This is a genomic window from Pseudoalteromonas sp. DL2-H2.2 (assembly GCF_021532535.1).
GTDB classification, from domain to species: Bacteria; Pseudomonadota; Gammaproteobacteria; order Enterobacterales; family Alteromonadaceae; genus Pseudoalteromonas; species Pseudoalteromonas rubra_A.
This window is the reverse complement of record NZ_JAKGBD010000026.1, coordinates 16,828-33,706: the sequence shown is the minus strand read 5'-3', so window position 1 is coordinate 33,706 and position 16,879 is coordinate 16,828. Positions and strand designations below refer to the sequence as shown.

The 16,879-nt window shown below is 49.5% G+C and carries 17 protein-coding genes; 16 read left to right on the top strand and 1 reads right to left on the bottom strand.

What is annotated here, in order from left to right:
- Positions 1 to 235 precede the first annotated feature (235 nt).
- From L1285_RS23365 to L1285_RS23355, 3 genes are read left to right on the top strand one after another with little or no spacing between them, the layout of a single operon-like run.
- Entirely contained in the window at positions 236 to 907 is a 672-nt protein-coding gene (locus L1285_RS23365) for a cytochrome c biogenesis protein CcdA (protein WP_235414535.1), read from the top strand.
- Between the two features lie 27 nt (positions 908 to 934).
- Positions 935 to 1,402 carry a TlpA family protein disulfide reductase gene (locus L1285_RS23360; RefSeq protein WP_235414534.1) on the top strand — a complete coding sequence of 156 codons (468 nt, stop codon included), beginning with the start codon at positions 935 to 937 and terminating at the stop codon, positions 1,400 to 1,402.
- Complete coding sequence (locus tag L1285_RS23355; RefSeq protein WP_235414533.1) at positions 1,399 to 2,160, top strand: TlpA family protein disulfide reductase; 762 nt, start codon at positions 1,399 to 1,401, stop codon at positions 2,158 to 2,160. The genes L1285_RS23360 and L1285_RS23355 overlap by 4 nt, the downstream gene beginning before the upstream one ends.
- Here L1285_RS23355 and L1285_RS23350 read toward each other — a convergent pair.
- Positions 2,155 to 4,302, bottom strand: a complete 2,148-nt coding sequence (locus L1285_RS23350) for a winged helix-turn-helix domain-containing protein (RefSeq protein WP_235414532.1) — start codon at positions 4,300 to 4,302, stop codon at positions 2,155 to 2,157. The genes L1285_RS23355 and L1285_RS23350 overlap by 6 nt on opposite strands.
- A 97-nt stretch (positions 4,303 to 4,399) precedes the next feature.
- Between L1285_RS23350 and mnmE the strand changes: the two genes are divergently transcribed.
- The 13 genes from mnmE to atpG all read left to right on the top strand — a co-directional run bounded on the left by mnmE (position 4,400) and on the right by atpG (position 16,876).
- Complete coding sequence (gene mnmE / locus L1285_RS23345) at positions 4,400 to 5,764, top strand: tRNA uridine-5-carboxymethylaminomethyl(34) synthesis GTPase MnmE (protein WP_235414531.1); 1,365 nt, start codon at positions 4,400 to 4,402, stop codon at positions 5,762 to 5,764.
- A gap of 701 nt (positions 5,765 to 6,465) precedes the next feature.
- A complete protein-coding gene (gene mioC, locus L1285_RS23340; RefSeq protein WP_138546093.1) occupies positions 6,466 to 6,915 on the top strand; it encodes an FMN-binding protein MioC in 450 nt (149 codons plus the stop codon).
- Positions 6,916 to 7,348: 433 nt separating this feature from the next.
- Complete coding sequence (gene mnmG, locus L1285_RS23335) at positions 7,349 to 9,238, top strand: tRNA uridine-5-carboxymethylaminomethyl(34) synthesis enzyme MnmG (RefSeq protein WP_235414530.1); 1,890 nt, start codon at positions 7,349 to 7,351, stop codon at positions 9,236 to 9,238.
- A gap of 16 nt (positions 9,239 to 9,254) precedes the next feature.
- Positions 9,255 to 9,875 carry a 16S rRNA (guanine(527)-N(7))-methyltransferase RsmG gene (rsmG, locus tag L1285_RS23330; protein WP_046004736.1) on the top strand — a complete coding sequence of 207 codons (621 nt, stop codon included), beginning with the start codon at positions 9,255 to 9,257 and terminating at the stop codon, positions 9,873 to 9,875.
- 14 nt (positions 9,876 to 9,889) lie between these two features.
- Positions 9,890 to 10,675, top strand: a complete 786-nt coding sequence (locus L1285_RS23325) for a ParA family protein (protein ID WP_046004735.1) — start codon at positions 9,890 to 9,892, stop codon at positions 10,673 to 10,675.
- Positions 10,676 to 10,690: 15 nt separating this feature from the next.
- Positions 10,691 to 11,644: a ParB/RepB/Spo0J family partition protein gene (locus L1285_RS23320; protein WP_046004734.1), complete on the top strand. Its 954-nt coding sequence runs from the start codon at positions 10,691 to 10,693 to the stop codon at positions 11,642 to 11,644.
- A 138-nt stretch (positions 11,645 to 11,782) separates the two neighbouring features.
- Complete coding sequence (locus tag L1285_RS23315; RefSeq protein WP_010384869.1) at positions 11,783 to 12,163, top strand: ATP synthase subunit I; 381 nt, start codon at positions 11,783 to 11,785, stop codon at positions 12,161 to 12,163.
- Positions 12,164 to 12,179: 16 nt separating this feature from the next.
- Complete coding sequence (atpB, locus tag L1285_RS23310; protein WP_046004733.1) at positions 12,180 to 13,037, top strand: F0F1 ATP synthase subunit A; 858 nt, start codon at positions 12,180 to 12,182, stop codon at positions 13,035 to 13,037.
- Between the two features lie 67 nt (positions 13,038 to 13,104).
- On the top strand, positions 13,105 to 13,338 hold the full coding sequence (atpE, locus tag L1285_RS23305; protein ID WP_008222392.1) for a F0F1 ATP synthase subunit C: 234 nt from the start codon (positions 13,105 to 13,107) through the stop codon (positions 13,336 to 13,338).
- A gap of 49 nt (positions 13,339 to 13,387) precedes the next feature.
- Entirely contained in the window at positions 13,388 to 13,858 is a 471-nt protein-coding gene (atpF, locus tag L1285_RS23300; protein WP_046004732.1) for a F0F1 ATP synthase subunit B, read from the top strand.
- 15 nt (positions 13,859 to 13,873) lie between these two features.
- On the top strand, positions 13,874 to 14,407 hold the full coding sequence (gene atpH, locus L1285_RS23295; RefSeq protein WP_046004731.1) for a F0F1 ATP synthase subunit delta: 534 nt from the start codon (positions 13,874 to 13,876) through the stop codon (positions 14,405 to 14,407).
- Positions 14,408 to 14,421: 14 nt separating this feature from the next.
- Positions 14,422 to 15,963, top strand: a complete 1,542-nt coding sequence (atpA, locus tag L1285_RS23290) for a F0F1 ATP synthase subunit alpha (RefSeq protein ID WP_046004730.1) — start codon at positions 14,422 to 14,424, stop codon at positions 15,961 to 15,963.
- Positions 15,964 to 16,015: 52 nt separating this feature from the next.
- Positions 16,016 to 16,876, top strand: a complete 861-nt coding sequence (atpG, locus tag L1285_RS23285) for a F0F1 ATP synthase subunit gamma (protein WP_046004729.1) — start codon at positions 16,016 to 16,018, stop codon at positions 16,874 to 16,876.
- Positions 16,877 to 16,879 lie beyond the last annotated feature (3 nt).

Here is a 16,879-nt window from a genome sequence, read left to right as displayed (position 1 = left end):
CTCCCAGTCTCAAAGTCTCACAATCTCACAGTCTCACAGTCTCACAGTCTCACAGTCTCACAGTCTCACAGTCTCACAGTCTCACAGTCTCACAGTCTCACAGTCTCACAGCTCAGCTTAATCATCAAAATCAATATCTTGATAAAATTTTAGGTGGATTTTATGCCACTTTGATAGGCAGATTGAGGTCCATGCAGCACGCTATTCTGCATCTTAACAACTTAGCGAGCACAGTATGTTTGACCCCCCTCTGTTAGACGCATTAAACACACCACACCTCAGCTGGTGGCTATTGCCGCTGGCTTTATTCAGCGGTGTGCTGACCAGCTTTACACCCTGTGTATATCCTCTGCTACCCATTACCCTGGCTTCACTGACCAGATACCGCACCCAGGCACTGGCACCGGTGCAGTATTGTCTCGGCTTTGCTGCTGTCTATGCCCTACTGGGTGGCGTTGCCGCTTACAGTGGCAGCCTGTTTGGGGTAGTGGCCTCCAACCCCTGGGTGCAGGTTGGTTTTGCCAATCTGCTCATGTATCTGGCCCTGGTCAATAAAGGCTGGCTGACTTTTCCGCGCTTACCGGGCCCTGCATTTCAGGGCTCGCAGGGGGCGCTGCTGATGGGCATGACCAGTGCGCTGGTGGCCGCACCTTGTACTTCTCCGGTGCTCGGCGGCTTGCTGCTGTTTGTGGCCACCAGCGGGCAGCCGATATTCGGGGCGCTGCTGTTATTTAGCTTTGCACTGGGTATGAGCACCCTGCTGTTGCTGGCCGGACTGAGCAGTCAGTTTGTGGCGCGTTTGCCGCGCGCTGGCGCCTGGCTCAATCACGTGCCCACCATCAGTGCGCTGTTACTGCTCATGATGGCGCAGTATTTTCTTATTCAGGCCGGCAAGAGCTGGCTATAACGCAAGTAGATCATTATGGAGACGATTATGAAGACATTTCTCACAGGCATCGTGTTACTGGCCCTGTCGGCCTCGGCTTCGGCTTCGGCAAAACCTTATCCCCCTTTGCAGGCCAGAACAGTGGCCGATCAACCAGTCTCAAGCAGTGGCAAAGTCACCTACCTGAAATTCTGGGCCACCTGGTGCGCCTATTGTGTAGAAGAGATGCCCCTGCTCCAGCAGGCCTTCGAAAACAACCAGGAAAGTTATCAGGTCATTGCCGTCAATGTGGGCTTTAATCAGACCGTCGAGGGGGTGAAAACCTACCTAAACCGCTATGGCTATCAGTTTCCCACGGTGTTTGATGCAACGGGTAGCATTACCCGCCAGTACCGGGTAACCGGCACACCTCAGCATATTTTGCTCGATGCCAGTGGCAAAGAGATTTACCGCAGCGCCCTGTTAACCGATGAACTCAGACAGCACCTGGCGACACTGACAGGAGACAAACTATGAAGTTACACAACCCGATCACCTTATTACTGAGCCTGACTACGCTCTTGCTCAGCCAGCAGTCAATCGCCGCCCCGGTTGAGTACATCTTTATTAATCTCTGGGATGAGTACGTGCAGCAAACCCCTTTGCCGGATCCACACCCCAATATCGAGCGTCGCTTTCTGCACCCGGACATCAACATAGATAAACCCAGTGTGGATCAGTTTACTGCGCTGTTCCCTGTCTATGACGGTCTGCAAATAGACACCCACAATCAGCTGGCGATCCGCTATGGCGTGAGACAAACCCCCTATCGGCTGGTGGTTGAGGGCAACCAGGTGCGCCAACGGCAGGCGTTAAGCAAGGCCCCAACCGTGGCACACCCAGATCAGCCAGCTCAGGATAAAACGCTTCAAACCTTATCCGGGCACCCTTTTGATCCCACCCGCCCAAGTGCAGGCTTTCGGGTATTATTCTTCAGCGACAGCCTGTGTCCGTTTCAGCATATCCCGAATTGCGAGCACAGGATCGCACAGAATAACCACCTGTCAGCCAATATCGACTACCCGGTAATCACCGTGATCAAACCGTTTTATGTGGATCAAACACAGGTCAGCGCCTATCAACAACGCTTTAACGTTAATCATGAGATCGTTTTTGACCGTCACAATCAGCTGTTCAGGCGCTTTGAGGTGACAGATTTACCCTACTGGGTGGTACAAAACAGGCAAGGCAAGGTGATTTACCGCGCAAATCAGGTGCCGCCTTTACCTTTATAGCGCCCAGTTGCTCTGACAATACACGCTGTAGGGTTTGTCGATAACAGCTGTCACCAACTCAAATGGCGTCACTATTGCAGCTCTGATCCAGGTAAGCTGATTGATCAGTGCTGCACTGTTGGGGCGTGTGGCCAGTTGATCGCTTAACTGCTTTGACAAGGCATGATCATGAACCATAAAAGCCGCCACCGCACCATATAAAAGCTCCAGGTGACTGGCCTGCTCTGGCGCAGACAATAAAGTCAGTGCCTGTTTCGCCTCACCCCGGCGTAAATGAATATACATACGTGTATAACGAGCATAGCCCTCAGTCTCAACCAGCTTGAGCTGCTGATACACCGCCTGTGCGCTTCTCACTAACGCGTCGGCCCGTACCAGCTCATCTTGCTTTATCAGACTCCAGCCAAGCATCAACTGGGCATGCGCTGCGGTGAGGGTGGATACCTGCTCCCAGCCTAACAACTGCTCGAAGATCTCTATGGCAGTTGCGAGTCCCGGCGCGCCATCCTGATTCAGAGCGCCATCCATAATGGCCATGCCGCGCAGCAGCCAGTGTAATTCATAATGGGGAATAAACTGCGGATCAGGCTCCACCTGTGCCAGATAAGCCTGTGCCTTATCGTGCTGATGTAGTTGAATATAGTAAAATCCCAGGTAAGTGAGTATTTGCTTTTTTAAGTAGTCATCACCCAGTTCCGATGCAATATCCAGCGCTTCTAACAAGCTCGGTTCACTCTGCGCAACCGGCACCAGATAGTTCTGCCCATAGGCAAATAAAGCCCGCGCCAGTAAATTGCGCCGAGGCGACTGACGGTAAAAAGCTATCGACTGAGCCAGCACCTGCTTGCTGCGCTCTAAGTCCAGTAAACGCTTGGTTTCGGGCCCGACGGCGGGCGGATTGGCCAGATAAAAAGCCTGTTGTGCGTCGCGATACGCCAGGGCACGGCTGCCAATTAACGCGTATGCTGAATTCAGCGCTTTGGCGTAGGCATCCCACTGCTGGGTGAGCCAGAACAGCTCGGCCTGTAACTGATACGCTGTGGCCAGTTGCTCCAGCAACTGGTGGCGCTGCGCAAGCGTCAGCCCATGCTGCACGGCAGTCTGCGCCTGCGCATAGTCGCCCAGAGCTTTATAAAACTCCGCCAGATACAGATAATGACGAACCCATATGGCAGGGTCTGCAGCATTCAGATCCATAGCAGCAAACAAGGCTCTTGCCTTCGCCAGCTCACCTTGTTGCCAGGCAATGCGCGCCAGTTCAAGTTGCGCAGCCAGATGTTGCGGATACTGAGTAAGGGTTGCCTCAAAATAGGATTTAGCCAGTCTGTTGCCCTGCTCATCCAGCGCCTGTAATCCGCGATAATAGTCTTGCGAAGCAACCTGCTCCGACTTGCGCGCATTCTGCCCATCAGGCAATAAAGCCAGTACTGTAATGATCTGCTCAGCAACGTTATCAAACCCCATATCCAGCTGCTCAACCACGATTTTTTGTTGCTGCCGGGCGGTATGAATAGTCAGCACGTAACGCTGTTGCTGGCGCGATAAGGTAAGCGCCACCTGAGCGCTGTCATCCTCTTTAGTCGACTGCGCAGCCGGGATCAAACGGTATTCAGATTGCAATCGTGTCGTCAATGCCGCGTGCAGCGCATAGCCCCACCAGGCATTGGCGGCGACCCCGGTTTGGTTGTCCAGAGGCAAAATAGTTAAAGCGGGATGGGCAAGCTGCGCCGACACCGGGGCAGGATCTGTATGAGTGAATAGGGCAATAACACCGCCACCAATTAGCAAGGCGGCACTTAACAGCGCACTCAATAACACCTTGTGCTTGCTGTGCTTTGGCTGTGTCAGCGGGCAGATCCATTGATAACCCTGCTGCGGTATCGTGCGGATAAAGCTGGGCTGCTGTGCATCATCACCCAATGCCTGACGCAGCTCCGTCATGCTTTGCGTCAGCGCCGCATCACGATACTCACCGTGTTGCCACAGTGCCTCCAGCAATGCCTCGCGGGATATTACTTGCTGCGGTCGTGCCAATAAATACTGTAATAACTGAGCAACTTTAGGGCGCAGCACCACCACTTGCTGATCTTTTTTTAATACCAAGCTATCGCTGTCAAAGCGATACTGAGCAAATACCACCACAAGCTATATCCTTATCTCTGAACCGCCTCTACTATACCTCACAGCGTGCGTTTGCTGTACACTTAGCGCTAATTAGAGTTTGCTTTCAAGGGTCATCATGATCGCACAAGACACCATTGCAGCACAGGCAACCGCACCTGGTCGGGGCGGCGTCGGCATAATCCGAATTTCGGGTACTCTGGCCGAACAAGTTGCCCACACAATTCTCGGCAGATGCCCGAAAACCCGCTATGCAGAATATCTGCCATTCCAAACCCTTCAGGGAGAACAACTCGATCAGGGGATCGCCTTGTTCTTTAAAGGCCCGAATTCCTTTACCGGCGAAGATGTGCTGGAGCTGCAAGGCCACGGCGGCCCGGTGGTATTGGATATGCTGCTTAAAGAGATCAGTCAGATTGACGGTGTACGGCTGGCAAAGCCCGGTGAATTCTCCGAGCGCGCCTTTATGAATGACAAGCTGGATCTAACCCAGGCCGAAGCCATTGCCGACTTGATCAATGCCACCAGTGAACAGGCAGCCAAAAGCGCGCTGCACTCTCTGCAGGGAGACTTTTCAAAGCACATCAATGCGCTGGTGGAGCAAGTGATCCATCTGCGCATGTATGTTGAGGCCGCAATCGACTTTCCGGATGAAGAAATCGACTTTCTTTCCGATGGCAAAGTGGCCGGCGATCTCAGCGCCATCATAGAGCAGCTGGGCGTGGTGCGTCAGCAAGCCAAGCAAGGCAGCATCATGCGTGAAGGCATGAAAGTGGTGATCGCGGGTCGCCCGAATGCAGGTAAGTCTTCATTACTCAATGCGCTGGCAGGCCGCGAAGCCGCCATTGTGACCGATATCGCCGGCACCACCCGGGATGTGCTCAGAGAACATATCCATATTGATGGTATGCCGCTGCACATAATAGACACCGCAGGTCTGCGCGACAGTCCGGACAAGGTCGAGCAAATTGGTATTGAACGTGCCTGGGATGAGATCCGCGCCGCCGATCACGTGCTATTTATGGTCGACGGCACCGAAACCGATGAAACCGATCCTGCCCGGATCTGGCCGGAATTCATTGAACAGCTGCCACAGGGCATGGACATCACAGTGATCCGCAACAAGGTCGATCTCAGTGGTGAACCCACAGGCACCAGCCACGACCATGGTCATGCCTTGATCCGCCTCAGCGCCAAAGACAGCACAGGCATAGATCTGCTGCGTGAACACCTTAAGGCCTGTATCGGCTTTACCGGTGCAACCGAGGGCGGCTTTATGGCGCGCCGCCGTCACCTCGACGCGTTAGAACGTGCCGCAGAGCACCTGGAGATTGGTCAGACTCAGTTAGAAATGCACATTGCCGGCGAGATCCTGGCCGAAGAGCTACGCCTGACCCAGCAGCACCTCAATGAGATCACCGGTGAATTCACCTCAGACGACCTGCTCGGTAAGATCTTCAGCTCCTTCTGTATCGGTAAATAACCTTTTATTAGCGCAGTGCCGCTCTGGCCTGCGCCCACTCCCACAGCTAGTCACGCTTTCCTTATTCACACATTTGCCCTGTTTGGTATTGCTGATCGGGTGCCATATCGTGCTGTCTGGCCGATTTAATTGCACCGTTTTAGTCAAGAATAACGACCATAAACACGCTCCGCTACTGTCGGTATCGACTCCGATAAAGCCCATAATTCGCACACAGCGGTACCGTACGCGACCCTTAAACCCGGCCTTTTGGCGCCGCAGGTTATCAAAAACAGTCCGATCCGGGCTGTGATCCAAAAAAAGATCGCCATTTTTTAGATTATTTTATTATATGGATCAAAGTTTATAGATCCTCTACTGGAATGCACTTTTGCCTGTAGATCGACTTATCCCCCCAAAACTATCCACAAGCCGAAAAACAGGCCGGTTTTGCCACTTAAGCGGCCGTTTTAGTCTCATCATATAACCCCAAAAAACATCAGGATATACGCGGTTTATCCACAACTAGCACACTGAATTAGCAGCTGGAATATTTTATTAACCCATTGTTTATAAAGCAACTATTAATAAAGCCCACTGTTTTGAACACAAATCAGGCAAGATTTTTTTATCCCAAACCCAGATCAAGACTTTACTTCTGTTGTGAGGTCATTAAGATGTCGCGAATAGATCGAAAGTCAGCAATCAGGGTACACCGCGTCATGCGCAATATTGAGATCATCATAGGCAGCCAGATGGGCAGTGCAGAATACGTCGCAGAACAGCTTGCCGAGCAACTCGATGCCAGTGAATTCAGCACACATCTGCATGAGCAGCCAGATCTGAACGCCTGCCAGCATCCTCTGTGGCTGGTGGTTACTTCCACTTATGGTGCGGGAGATTACCCGGATAACCTGCTGCCTTTTATAGAGCAACTGACGCAGCATGATGATCTGAGCCACATTCAGTTTGCCGTGGTGGGTATTGGCGACTCAAGTTATGACACCTATAACCTGGCCGCCAGTAATTGTGCGCAGTTACTGACAGACAAAGGCGCGCAGCAGCTTTTACCGGTATTAAAGGTCGATGTACAAGACGAAGCATTGCCGGAAGATGCAGCCATTGCCTGGTTACCAGAGCTAACACAGCAGCTGAGCCTGGCAGCTCAGTAAGGTATATGGATCTGCAGTAAGATCTTTTACACAGAAGTTATTCACAAAATAGGCCTTTCTTAGATCGCATTGTGGATAACCTTTGATCTAACTGCGGATCTAAGCATACTTATCCATTGGATAGTTTTCATCGGATCTTGCCTTGTGAATAAATAGCCACTTTGATCAAAGCTTTTCATCGTGATGATCCGATCTAATTCACATCATATGATCTGATTTAACTCTTTGGATCAAATAAGGAATACACTGTTATTCACAGATCCGGGCTGATCTAATAGTAAGATCTAATAAAAGATCTTTAAAAAGATCCTTATATATTATTAAGTGATCCTTTTGCTCTGATTAAAATTTAAACGTTTCACTTCTGCGTTTTTCTGGGTAGAATACGCACCCTTTCGAAATTTGCTGGTTGTTTTTAAGTAGGATCCCGTAAATGATTTATCACGAACATTTTGACGTTATCGTTGTTGGTGGTGGTCATGCTGGTACTGAGGCAGCGTTGGCTGCAGCACGTATGGGCATGAATACCTTATTGTTAACACACAATATGGACACCCTGGGACAGATGTCCTGTAACCCAGCGATCGGCGGGATCGGAAAAGGTCATCTGGTAAAAGAGATCGATGCTTTAGGTGGCGCAATGGCCAAAGCGATCGACAAAGGCGGGATCCAGTTCCGTACTTTGAACTCTTCTAAAGGCCCGGCTGTACGAGCAACACGTGCTCAGGCGGATCGCGCTCTGTATAAAGCGGCGATCCAGGAGATCTTGCAAAATCAGGATAATCTGAAGATCTTCCAGCAATCGTGTGATGATCTGATCGTTGAACAGGATCAGGTTAAGGGCGTTGTCACCCAGATGGGACTGCGCTTTAGTGCACAAACAGTGGTACTGACGGTGGGTACTTTCCTCGGCGGTCAGATCCATATCGGTCTGGAAAATTTCAAAGGCGGTCGTGCAGGCGATCCCCCCTCAATTGCTCTGGCACAGCGTTTACGTGAATTGCCATTCCGCGTTGATCGACTGAAAACCGGTACACCACCCCGTATTGATGCGCGTACCGTAGACTTTTCAGTGATGCAGGCACAGCCTGGTGATACGCCAACGCCGGTATTCTCATTTATGGGTAAAACGTCGGATCATCCACAACAGATCCCCTGCTATATCACCTATACCAATGAAAAAACCCATGATGTGATCCGCGATAACCTGCACCGCTCGCCTATGTATGCCGGTGTCATTGAAGGGATCGGGCCGCGCTATTGCCCATCGATTGAAGATAAAATCGTCCGTTTTGCTGACAAAGAAAAACATCAGATCTTTGTCGAGCCGGAAGGACTGACTTCTTACGAGTTGTATCCGAACGGTATTTCCACCAGCCTGCCGTTTGATATTCAGTTAGAGATTGTGCGTTCTATCCAGGGTTTTGAAAATGCGCACATTTGTCGTCCTGGTTATGCGATTGAGTATGATTTCTTCGATCCCCGTGACCTGAAGCAATCTCTGGAAACCAAATTCATTAATGGTCTGTTCTTTGCTGGCCAGATCAATGGCACCACCGGATATGAAGAAGCTGGTGCACAAGGTCTGATAGCGGGTATGAATGCGGCCTTGCAAGTAAAAGGTCAGGAAGCCTGGACACCACGCCGCGATCAGGCTTATACCGGTGTCTTGATCGACGACCTGGCAACGCTTGGGACCAAAGAACCCTATCGTATGTTTACCAGCCGTGCTGAATATCGCCTGCTGCTGCGTGAAGACAATGCGGATCTGCGCCTGACCGAAAAAGGTCGTGAGCTGGGTCTGGTTGATGATGAACGCTGGGCGGCATACAACAATAAACTGGAAGTGATGGAACAGGAAACGCAACGACTGCGTAATACCTGGATCCACAAAGATCACCCGGCGCTTTCGCAGGTGAACGCATTACTGAAATCGCCATTAACCCGTGAAGCCAGTTTAGAAGATCTGATCCGTCGCCCGGAAGTCAGTTACAAAGATCTGATGCAGATCGAAGGGCTGGCAAGCGACCAGGACAATACTCAGGCGCTGGAGCAAGTTGAGATCCAGACTAAGTATGCGGGCTATATTGCGCGTCAGCAGGATGAGATCAACAAACAGCTGCGCCATGAAGAAACCTTGTTACCTGCAGAGTTTGATTATGCTCAGGTTAGTGGCCTGTCCAACGAGGTGGTGGCAAAGCTGACAGAAGCCAGACCGCAAACAATCGGTCAGGCGTCTCGTATTTCTGGTATCACCCCTGCTGCGATTTCGCTATTATTAGTGTATCTGAAGAAGCAAGGGTTGTTGCGCAAGTCTGCGTAACAACAAATGGAAGACTGTGTTATTAGAACAACTTACAGCCCTGTTAGCGCGCACGGACATTACGCTAACTGAACAACAAAAGCAGCAGCTCGTCGATTATGTCGGGCTGCTCGACAAATGGAACAAAGCCTACAACCTGACCTCAGTGCGCGATCCAAAAGAAATGATGGTTAAACACATCATGGATTCACTGGTGGTTGCGCCTCATTTGAGTGGCAAAAACTACATTGATGTAGGCACCGGACCGGGACTCCCCGGGATCGTATTGGCCATCGCCCTGCCCGACACCAATTTTGTCCTGCTCGACAGCCTTGGCAAACGAGTACGTTTTTTAACCCAGGTAAAACATGCGCTTGGACTGGAAAACGTCACACCGGTTCAGTCTCGTGTTGAAGAATATCAGCCAAGTGTTAAATTAGACGGTGTACTGAGCCGCGCTTTTGCCTCGTTGCAGGACATGGTTCAGTGGTGTGGACATCTGGTCGATGGCGAAAGCCGCTTTCTGGCATTAAAAGGTCAGTTTCCGCAGCAGGAACTGGATAGCCTGCCCGCTGGTGTAACCCTGGAAAGTGATATCAGCTTACAGGTACCCGAGCTGGACGGTGAACGTCATTTAATCATTTTGAAAAAAGACTAGTATTCGAGGACATAGTGGCTAGAGTCATTGCGATTGCAAACCAAAAAGGCGGTGTGGGAAAAACCACCACTGCGGTCAACCTGGCAGCTTCCATGGCTGCGACCAAACGTAAGGTCCTGCTGATTGACCTGGATCCACAAGGCAATGCGACCATGGGCAGCGGTGTTGACAAATATGGCGAAGTAGCGACCATTTACGATCTATTGATCGAAGAAACCCCGATCCAGGACGTGATCAGCAAAGAAACCTCCGGCGAATATCATTTGATTGCTGCCAACGGTGATGTCACGGCGGCCGAAGTTAAGCTAATGGAATTGTTTGCCCGCGAAGTGCGGTTGCGCAATGCGCTGGAGTCGGTGCTGGATCAGTATGATTTTATTTTTATCGATTGTCCGCCTTCATTGAATATGTTGACGGTCAATGCGATGGCCGCGGCTGATTCTGTGATGGTACCAATGCAGTGTGAATATTATGCATTAGAAGGACTCACTGCCCTGATGGATACCATTACCCAGTTGTCTAAGCTGGTGAATCCGCAGTTACAGATCGAAGGGATCCTACGCACTATGTACGATCCGCGTAACCGCCTGGCCAATGATGTATCTGAACAGCTAAAACAGCATTTTGGTGAAAAAGTCTACCGCACCGTGATCCCACGTAACGTGCGTCTGGCTGAAGCGCCGAGTTTTGGTGCACCGGCGATGTACTATGACAGAGCCTCCAGTGGTGCCAAAGCGTATCTGGCACTGGCCGGAGAAATGCTCCGCCGTCAGGAAAAACAAGCAGCAGCTGTTGCCTAAGAGGAAGAAAAAACAATGTCGGTGAAAAAACGCGGTTTGGGTCGAGGTCTGGATGCCTTGTTGAGTTCAGCAAAACCTGCTGCTCCACAATCAGCTCAGCCTGAAGTCACACAAACCCAGGGCACCGAGCGTGCCGTTGAACCTGAGCAGACGACGCAAAGTCATGAGGTGACCGATCAGGAATTACAGCGGTTGCCTATCGAGTATTTACAGCGTGGTAAATATCAACCGCGCAAAGATATGTCTGAGCAGGCACTGGAAGAGCTGGCCAGTTCAATTCGGGCCCAGGGAGTATTACAGCCAATTGTGGTGCGCCCCATCGCGGAAAACCAATTCGAAATCATTGCCGGTGAACGACGCTGGCGTGCGGCTCAACTGGCTGAGCTGGACGTGGTACCTTGTATTATTAAGGATGTCGCCGATGAAGCGGCGGTGGCCATTGCCCTGATTGAGAACATTCAGCGTGAGGATCTCAATGCCATGGAAGAAGCCGTGGCGCTCGACAGATTACTGAACGAGTTTGAACTGACCCATCAGCAAGTGGCGGATGCGGTTGGTAAGTCGCGTACCACAGTGACCAATTTACTTCGTCTCAATAACCTCAATGATGATGTAAAAATCTTGTTGGAACATGGTGATATTGAGATGGGCCACGCACGCTGTCTGCTGGCATTGACCGGCGAGCAGCAATCTGAAGCCGCCAGAACAGCCGTAGCCAAAGGGCTGACCGTGCGCGAGACTGAGAAATTAGTGCGTGCGATGCTGGAGCCGGTGGAGCAAAAACCAGCAAAAGAGAAAGATCCGGACGTTAAACTGCTTGAGCAACAACTGGCAGAGAACCTGGGAGCCAAAGTGGAGATAAATTATAACCAAAAAGGCAAAGGTAAGCTGGTGATTTCTTATGCAAATTTAGATGAATTAGACGGGATTTTGGGGCGTATCCAGCCCGATTTTCAACAACCCTCCTAAAGTTACCTTCTGAGGCGAAATGGGCGCTCGAAAAGCGTTACATTTCGTCTCGTCAAGTTGCAAATTGAGCAGAAATAAGTATAATTTCGCCAGTTTTCTAGCCCTGATAAAATTTAGCGTCATTAAGGTTAAATATAAGTGACTCATTCGTTAGCAAGCCCATATCGGCGTGCCGCATTAAAAGGTGTTTTGTATCAGGGTCTCGTAGCTATCATTGCTGCAGTAATAGTTTTTATTGGTTGGGGAGTGGAAGCAGGCCTGTCGGCGTTGGCTGGCGGTGCGGTGCTGGTACTCCCTAATTTTGTATTTGCCGCTTATGCATTCCGATTTATGGGTGCGAGTAAGGCAAATCAAGTGTATTCCTCACTAAAACGAGGAAACGGATTAAAATTTTTGCTAACTGTTGTGCTTTTTGCGCTGATTTTTAAGCATTTTTCAGTGGTTATGTTGCCGTTTTTCGGCACTTATATGCTGGTGATGCTGACACAATGGTTGGTTCTGATTTTTTTTAATCATTAACTTTTAGGATAAAACAATGGCTGCAGAAGAAGTGACTCTATCGAGCCATATTCAGCACCACTTGACCAATGCCAAGATGTGTTCGACCGATGCCGGTCTGGCCTTCAATAAAGCATGTGCGGACAGTGGTTTCTGGACATGGCATATAGATACCCTCGCATGGTCCATCGGTTTAGGTCTTATATTCTTATGGATCTTCCGAAGTGCCGCTAAAAAATCCACCACAGGCGTTCCTGGTAAATTCCAGTGCTTTATTGAAATGGTTGTTGAGCTCGTTGGTGATAACGTGCGAGACACTTACCATGGCAATAGCAAGCTGATCGCGCCTTTGGCCCTGACGATTTTCGTCTGGGTGTTCTTAATGAACTTGATGGATTTGGTTCCTGTTGACTTCCTACCAGCTTTCGCCGGCTTTGTTGGTGAACAAGCATTTGGTATGGACCCACACGATGTTTACATGAAAATTGTACCGACCACAGACGTGAATATGACTGCTGCACTGGCACTGGGCGTATTTATTCTGATGATCGGGTATTCAATTCGTATCAAAGGCCTGGGCGGCTTCATTGGTGAGCTTACGCTGCACCCGTTCAGCTCTAAGAACAAACTGGTGATGGCGATTCTTATCCCATGTAACTTGCTACTTGAAACAATCGCGCTGGTTGCTAAGCCTTTCTCGCTGGCACTGCGTTTGTTCGGTAACTTGTATGCAGGTGAGATGATCTTCATCCTGATCGGTGCAATCGGCCTGATGCAGCTTCCACTGCACTTTGTATGGGCTGTATTCCACATCATGGTAATCGTACTGCAAGCATTCGTATTTATGATGCTGACTATCGTTTACCTCAGCATGGCTAGTACAAAAAGCCACTAATTAGCTGAAACAAAAAGAATTTTTTAAACTTTAACTTTAATTTACTATTGAAACTTTGGAGATAAAAATGGAAATCGCAGTTGCTATTAAACTTATCGCTGTTGCTCTACTAATCGGTTTTGGTGCAATCGGTACTGCACTAGGCTTCGGTAACATGGGTGGTAAGTTCCTAGAAGCATGTGCTCGTCAGCCTGAGCTTGCGCCTCAACTACAAGTTAAAATGTTCATCCTAGCTGGTCTTATCGATGCCGTAGCAATGATCGGTGTAGGTATCGCTATGTACATGTTGTTCGCTCTTTAATATTGCAAAATACCTGAAACGAACAACTGTCAAGTAAGGAGGAGCGGTCGTGAACTTAAACGCCACTCTAATAGGTGAATTAATCGCATTTGTGGTCTTCGTATGGTTCTGTATGAAGTTCGTATGGCCACCACTAAATGGTGCGATTGAAGCTCGCCAGAAGAAAATCGAAGATGGATTAGCTGCCTCTGACAAAGCTGAAAAAGATCTTGAGCTAGCGCGCGAAAAAGCGGCTGAAGAACTGAAAGAAGCGAAAACTCAGGCTAGCGAGATCATCGAACAAGCTAAAAAGCGTGCAACGCTGATTGTTGACGAAGAGACAACTCGTGGTCAGCAAGAGCGTGAGAAAATCATTGCTCAGGGACACTCTGAGATCGAATCTGAGCGCAACCGCGTGAAAGAAGAGCTACGTCAACAAGTAGCGACTCTGGCTGTGGTTGGTGCAGAGAAGATTTTAGAGCGTGAAATCGATCAAGCCGCACACAGTGACATCGTTGAAAAACTTGTCGCTGAGCTTTAAGTAGAGGGTATGAGCATGTCTGAATTGACTACTATCGCTCGCCCATACGCTAAAGCGGCTTTTGAACTTGCCGTTGAGAAAGGCACAGTTGAAGCTTGGAATGAAATGCTGTTCTTCGCAGGCCAGGTGGCCCGCGATGAACAGGTTCAGGCGCTGTTAGGTGGCATTGCCACCGAAGCAGAGCAGTCTGATGTATTCATCAAGCTATGCGCTGAGCAACTCAACGAACAAGGCCAAAACCTTATCAAGCTGATGGCCGAAAATGAGCGTTTAGCCGCCATGCCAGCTGTTGCAGATTTGTTTGCTGAACTAAAAGCAGACTATGACAAAGAAATCGACGTTAACGTCGTTTCAGCAGCAGCGCTTGCCGAAGATGCGCAAGCAAAATTGGTCGCGGCACTTGAGAAACGTTTCGCACGCAAAGTTAAGCTGAATTGTAGCATCGACGAAACCATCGTAAGTGGTCTGGTCATTAAAGCCGGCGATACCGTTATCGACGGGTCTATTCGCGGCAAGTTAGATCGTCTTGTGACGACGCTACAATCGTAATTGGGAAAAAGAGCATGCAACTTAATTCCACAGAAATTTCTGCACTGATCAAGCAACGCATTGAGCAGTTTGAAGTTGTAAGTGAAGCGCGTAACGAAGGTACTATCGTATCTGTTACCGACGGTATCATCCGCATCCACGGTCTTGCTGACTGTATGCAGGGTGAGATGATCGAGCTTCCTGGCAACCGTTATGCTATCGCATTGAACCTTGAGCGCGACTCAGTAGGTGCGGTAGTAATGGGTCCATACGCTGACCTTAAAGAAGGCGTAAAAGTTAAATCAACAGGTCGTATCCTTGAAGTACCAGTAGGCCGTGGTCTGCTAGGTCGTGTTGTAAACACACTAGGTGAGCCGATTGACGGTAAAGGCGCGGTAGACAACGATGGTTTTGAGCCAGTTGAAAAAATCGCACCGGGCGTAATCGAGCGTCAATCAGTAGACGAGCCAGTACAAACTGGTTATAAGTCTATCGACTCTATGATCCCAGTTGGTCGTGGTCAGCGTGAGCTAGTGATCGGTGACCGTCAGACTGGTAAAACAGCACTGGCTATCGATGCTATCATCAACCAAAAAGACACAGGCGTTAAGTGTGTGTACGTTGCGGTTGGTCAAAAAGCCTCTACCATTGCTAACGTAGTACGTAAACTAGAAGAGCACGGCGCTCTTGAGAACACCATTGTTGTTGTTGCATCAGCATCTGAGTCTGCTGCACTTCAATTCCTGGCTCCGTTCTCTGGTTGTACTATGGGTGAATACTTCCGTGACCGTGGTGAAGACGCGCTAATCGTATATGATGACCTGTCTAAGCAAGCTGTTGCTTACCGTCAGATCTCACTACTACTTAAGCGCCCGCCGGGCCGTGAAGCTTACCCAGGTGACGTATTCTACCTTCACTCACGTCTGCTAGAGCGTGCATCACGCGTTAACGCTGATTACGTTGAGAAATACACTAACGGTGAAGTGAAAGGTCAAACAGGTTCATTGACGGCATTGCCAATCATTGAAACTCAAGGTGGTGACGTTTCTGCATTCGTACCTACCAACGTTATCTCAATCACCGACGGTCAGATCTTCCTAGAAACTGACTTGTTCAACGCAGGTATCCGTCCAGCGGTTAACGCTGGTATCTCGGTATCTCGTGTAGGTGGTGCAGCGCAAACTAAAATCGTTAAGAAACTAGGTGGTGGTATCCGTCTAGCGCTAGCTCAGTACCGTGAACTAGCGGCGTTCTCTCAGTTCGCTTCTGACCTTGACGATGCAACACGTGCCCAGCTTGAGCACGGTGAGCGCGTAACAGAGCTAATGAAGCAGAAACAGTACGCACCAATGTCTGTTGCTGACATGTCTCTGTCTCTATTCGCTGTTGAGAAAGGCTACCTGAAAGACATCGAAATCAACAAAGTACTTGATTTTGAAGCAAGCCTTATCGCATTCGCGAAAAGCGAATACGCAGCGCTAATGACTCAAATCAATGAAACTGGTAACTACAACGCCGAGATCGAAGCGCAGCTGAAAGAACTTCTTGAGAAGTTCAAGTCTACGCAAACTTGGTAATGTGTTATGAAGGTGAGTAGTTAGCTACTCACCCAGATTCGGAGAAAGAGTCATGGCCAGCGGAAAAGAGATAAAAAGCAAGATCGGGAGTATCAAGAATACTCAGAAGATCACCAGCGCAATGGAGATGGTTGCCGCTTCTAAAATGAAGAAGGCACAGGAACGCGTCGCGTCCAGCCGCCCATACGCTGAAAACTTACGCAAAGTGATCGGTCGTATTGCTCAGGCTAACCTTGACTTCCAACACCCGTTCTTAAACGAACGTGAGGTGAAGCGAGTAGGTTACATTGTTATCTCTACTGACCGTGGTCTTTGTGGCGGCTTGAACTCAAACGAGTTTAAGCGTGTAGCGAAAGACGTTAAAGCGTGGAAAGAAAAGGGTGTTGATGCAACATTTGCCACCCTGGGTGGCAAAGCTGCCGGTTTCTTTAAACGTTTTGGCGGTGAGCTTGAAGCCAAAAAAGCCGGGTTAGGAGATGCGCCTTCTGTTCAGGACGTAATCGGTCCTGTATCTGTGATGCTAAAAGCATACGAAGAAGGCAAAATTGATCGCTTATTCGTTGTGTACAACAACTTTGTCAACACAATGAAGCAAGAGCCTGTTATCGATCAGTTATTACCTTTGCCAAAAGCTGAAGAAGAAGTATCAGCTCACGCTTGGGATTACTTATATGAGCCAAACCCAGAGGCGATTCTAGAGACACTACTAGTGCGCTTTATTGAGTCTCAGGTTTACCAAGGTGTAGTTGAGAATGCTGCCTCTGAGCAAGCTGCCCGTATGGTTGCGATGAAAGCCGCAACAGATAACGCAGGTGGCCTGATTGATGAGTTACAGCTGGTATACAACAAGGCGCGTCAGGCTGCAATCACACAAGAGATCAGTGAGATTGTATCTGGTTCAGCTGCCGTGTAACGC